This is a genomic window from Dietzia maris (assembly GCF_014144855.1).
Classification (GTDB): domain Bacteria; phylum Actinomycetota; class Actinomycetes; order Mycobacteriales; family Mycobacteriaceae; genus Dietzia; species Dietzia kunjamensis.
The window spans coordinates 1-3,645 of record NZ_JAALDN010000145.1 but is presented as its reverse complement, the minus strand read 5'-3'; the positions used below and the strand labels follow the sequence as shown (position 1 = coordinate 3,645).

Here is a 3,645-nt window from a genome sequence, read left to right as displayed (position 1 = left end):
CTCGGACGGTCGACAGCCGAGGTGGTGCGCGAGGGACTCGCGGGCCTCCTCGACGCGGCGGCGGGCGCGGCGTCCGGAGCCGTGGAGCGAGGACGCGTTGCCGACCGAGGAGGACGCCTCGGCGTAGGCGTCGACGGCCGCCGCGCGCATCGGGGTGGTCGCGGCGTGGTCGAGATAGTGCACAGAGCGGGTGGTGGGCATATCGCTGGCAAGGATACGCACGAACGCGCCGGACCCCGGCACCGCAGGGGTGCCGGGGTCCGGGCGACGCTGGTGGACGCGGTGCGTCCTGCTCACTTACGAGCGTTGATGGCCTCGGTGAGCTGCGGGGCGACGTTGAACAGGTCGCCGACGATGCCGTAGTCCGCGATCTCGAAGATCGGGGCCTCCTCGTCCTTGTTGACGGCGACGATGGTCTTCGACGTCTGCATGCCGGCGCGGTGCTGGATGGCGCCCGAGATACCGAGGGCGATGTACAGCTGCGGCGACACGGTCTTGCCGGTCTGGCCGACCTGGAACTGGCCCGGGTAGTAGCCCGAGTCCACAGCGGCGCGCGACGCGCCGACGGCGGCCTTGAGCGAGTCGGCGAGCGGCTCGACGACCTTCTCGAAGTTGTCCGCGGAGCCGACGCCACGACCACCTGAGACGACGACGGTCGCCTCGGTGAGCTCGGGGCGGTCGCCGCCCACGATCGGGTTGCGCGAGATGACCTTGGCGGCGTTCTCGGGCTCGGGGACCTGCACCTCGACGACCTCGCCGGCGCCGGCGGCCGGGGCGGCCTCGACGGAGCCCGGACGCAGCGTGTAGATCGGGGTCTCGCCGGAGACGGTCGCCTCGACGGTGAAGGCGCCACCGAAGATCGAGTGGACGGCCGAACCGTCGGACTTGATCTCCACGACGTCACACAGGGTGCCGAAGCCGGTGCGGGCCGCGAGACGACCCGCGACCTCCTTGCCCTCGAACGTGGCGGCCAGGACGATCGCGGCCGCACCCTGCTCGGCGAGGCCGGCCAGGACGTCGACCTTGGGGGTGACGAGGTAGTTTTGGACCGCGTCACCCTCGGCGACGTAGATCTTCTCCGCGCCGGCCTCCTTGAGGGCATCGGTGAGCGCGGCGGCGGTGCCGGTCTCACCGAAGACGACCGCGGAGGGCTCTCCGAGGGCACGAGCGGCGGTCAGCAGCTCGAGGGACACCTTCTTGAGTTCGCCGTCGACGTGCTCGACCGCGACGAGGACTTCAGCCATGGTGGATTCTCCTTGAAAAAGACTGGGATGAGTCGGTCGGGGTGAGTTCGCGTCAGATGAGCTTCTGCGACACGAGGTACTTGGCGACGTCGTTGCCGCCTTCGCCCTCGTCGGTGACCTTCTCGCCGGCGGCGCGCGGCGGCTTGGGGCTCGCGGAGGTGACGCTGGACGCGGCGTTGTCCTTGCCCACCTGGGCGGCCTCGACGCCGGCGTCGGCCAGCGTGAGGGACTCGACCGGCTTCTTCTTGGCGGCCATGATGCCCTTGAAGGACGGGAACCGCGGCTCGTTGATCTTCTCGCCGACGGAGACGACGCACGGCAGGGTGGCCTCGACCTCGAAGATGCCCTCGTCGGTCTCACGCTCGCCCTTGGCGACGCCGTCGGCGATCTCCAGGGTGCGCATGTGCGTCAGCTGCGGGAGGCCGAGGTACTCGGCGAGGATGGCCGGGACGGCACCCATGCGGCCGTCGGTGGCCTCGTTGCCGGCGATGACCAGCTCGGTGCCCTCGATGGTGCCCAGCACGTTGGCCAGCGCCCACGAGGTCTGGACGACGTCGGAACCGTGCAGGGCCTCGTCGTTGAGGTGGACGGCCTTGTCGGCGCCCATGGACAGGGCCTTGCGGATGGCCTCGGTGGCGCGGTCCGGACCGGCGCACAGGACGGTCACCTCGCCGCCGTGGGCCTCCTTGATCTGGAGCGCCTGCTCGACGGCCTTCTCGTTGATCTCGTCCAGGACCGCGTCCGCGGCCTCGCGGTCCAGGGTGTAGTCCCCGTCCGTGAGCTTGCGCTCGGAATAGGTGTCGGGAACCTGCTTGATCAGTACGACGATGTTCGTCATGGGCCTGCGTCGACCTCCTGCGAGTCGGGGCGGGGTGCGCCCCCGTCTAGACCGGGCGCACCGGATTGTGGTCCTGCCAGACACAATAACGCGGCCGTGGCCGCGGTGACGGTGCCGGGGCGGTCGGTGGCGGGGCACGGCGCCCGGTCGGCGGCCACCGGGTGGGGCGGGTGGTTCAGTTGATGCGCTTGTCCCAGCCGGACCAGGCGGCGTCGCGCAGTTCGTTCTTGCGGACCTTTCCGGTCGACGTCCGGGGCAGGGCCTCGGTCAACTCCACCGCACCGGGCACCTTGTAGCGCGCGATCCTGGTCCGGCAGTGCTCGATCACGGCGGCCTCGTCGAGCGTGGAGCCCGGCCGGACCACGACGTAGGCCTTGGGACGCTCGCCCCACTTCTCGTCGGGCATGGACACGACCGCGCAGTCGACCACGTCGGGGTGGGACACGACCGCCTGCTCGACCTCGATGGTGGAGATGTTCTCGCCGCCGGAGACCACGACGTCCTTGGCGCGGTCCAGCAGTTGCACGTATCCGTCCGGGTGCATGACGCCCAGGTCGCCGGAGTGGAACCACCCGCCGGCGAACGCGGTGGCCGTGGCCTCGGGGTCGCCGAAGTACCCCTTCATGACCCCGTTGCCGGTCATGACGACCTCGCCCATGGTCACGCCGTCGGCGGGGACGTCGACCAGCCGGCTCTCCCCCGGTGAGGTGCGCTCGACCACACGCACGGTGTCGGCGTGGATCATGGCGACGCCCTGGCGCGACTTGAGCCCGGCCCGCTCGTCCGGATCCAGGTCGGCCCATCCGGGCTGCGGGGTGCACACCGTGAACGGGCCGTAGGTCTCGGTCAGTCCGTACACCTGGGTGACGTCGATGCCGAGGTCCTCGAAGCGGCGCAGGATGGTCGGCGAGGGCGGCGCCCCGGCGGTGACCATGCGGATCCCGTCGATCGGCCGGGCGGCCGGGTCGTCGGCGATGGTGGACAACACGGCTGGTGCACCGGCCAGGCGGTTGACCCCCTCGTCGTCGAACAGTCTCCAGATCTCGTCCCCGCGGACGGCGCGCAGACACACGTGGGTCCCCCTCGCACCGGTCAGCGCCCAGGTCGTGCACCACCCGTTGCAGTGGAACATGGGCAGCGTCCAGAGGTACTTCGAGTCGGCGTCCAGGCCCTGGGTGACGATCTCGCCGAGGGAGTTGAGGTAGGCGCCCCGGTGCGTGTACATGACGCCCTTGGGTCGGCCGGTGGTGCCGGAGGTGTAGTTGACCGCGATGACGGAGTCCTCGTCGGCGACCGTCCACGAGACCGGCTGCGGGGAGGCGGACGCGAGGGCGTCCTCCATGGCCTCGGCGCGCGGGCCGAAGCGGGCCGGGTCGGGTTGCGTGCCGTCGGCGTCCGGGGCGACCAGGACGAGACGCAGCGCGTCGGGGACCTCGTCGCCCAGCCCCGCGAGGAGTTCCGCGTCGGCGATGAGGACGGCCATCCCGGCGTGCTCCACGATGTAGGCGATCTCGGCCGGGGCGAGGCGGGTGTTGAGGGCGACCACGGCGCCACCCGCGAGGG

4 protein-coding genes are annotated in these 3,645 nt (G+C 70.9%); all 4 read right to left on the bottom strand.

Features of this window, described 5'->3' with window-relative positions:
- A partial coding sequence (locus tag G6024_RS05440; RefSeq protein WP_159148245.1) for an aminotransferase class V-fold PLP-dependent enzyme occupies window positions 1–201 on the bottom strand: 201 nt, incomplete at its 3' end.
- 92 nt (window positions 202–293) lie between these two features.
- Window positions 294–1,244 carry an electron transfer flavoprotein subunit alpha/FixB family protein gene (locus G6024_RS05435; RefSeq protein ID WP_159148244.1) on the bottom strand — a complete coding sequence of 317 codons (951 nt, stop codon included), beginning with the start codon at window positions 1,242–1,244 and terminating at the stop codon, window positions 294–296.
- A gap of 52 nt (window positions 1,245–1,296) precedes the next feature.
- The gene (locus G6024_RS05430; protein WP_067718293.1) at window positions 1,297–2,082 is read right to left on the bottom strand and encodes an electron transfer flavoprotein subunit beta/FixA family protein; all 786 of its coding nucleotides are present in this window, start codon (window positions 2,080–2,082) and stop codon (window positions 1,297–1,299) included.
- A 175-nt stretch (window positions 2,083–2,257) separates the two neighbouring features.
- Window positions 2,258–3,645, bottom strand: a 1,388-nt coding sequence (locus tag G6024_RS05425; protein ID WP_159148243.1) for an AMP-binding protein, incomplete at its 5' end; no start/stop codon positions are given.

Bases quoted from the DNA above. Each gene is read 5' to 3' on its own strand.
- G6024_RS05435 (WP_159148244.1), bottom strand. From the start codon at position 1,244: ATGGCTGAAGTCCTCGTCGCGGTCGAGCACGTCGACGGCGAACTCAAG.
- G6024_RS05430 (WP_067718293.1), bottom strand. From the start codon at position 2,082: ATGACGAACATCGTCGTACTGATCAAGCAGGTTCCCGACACCTATTCC.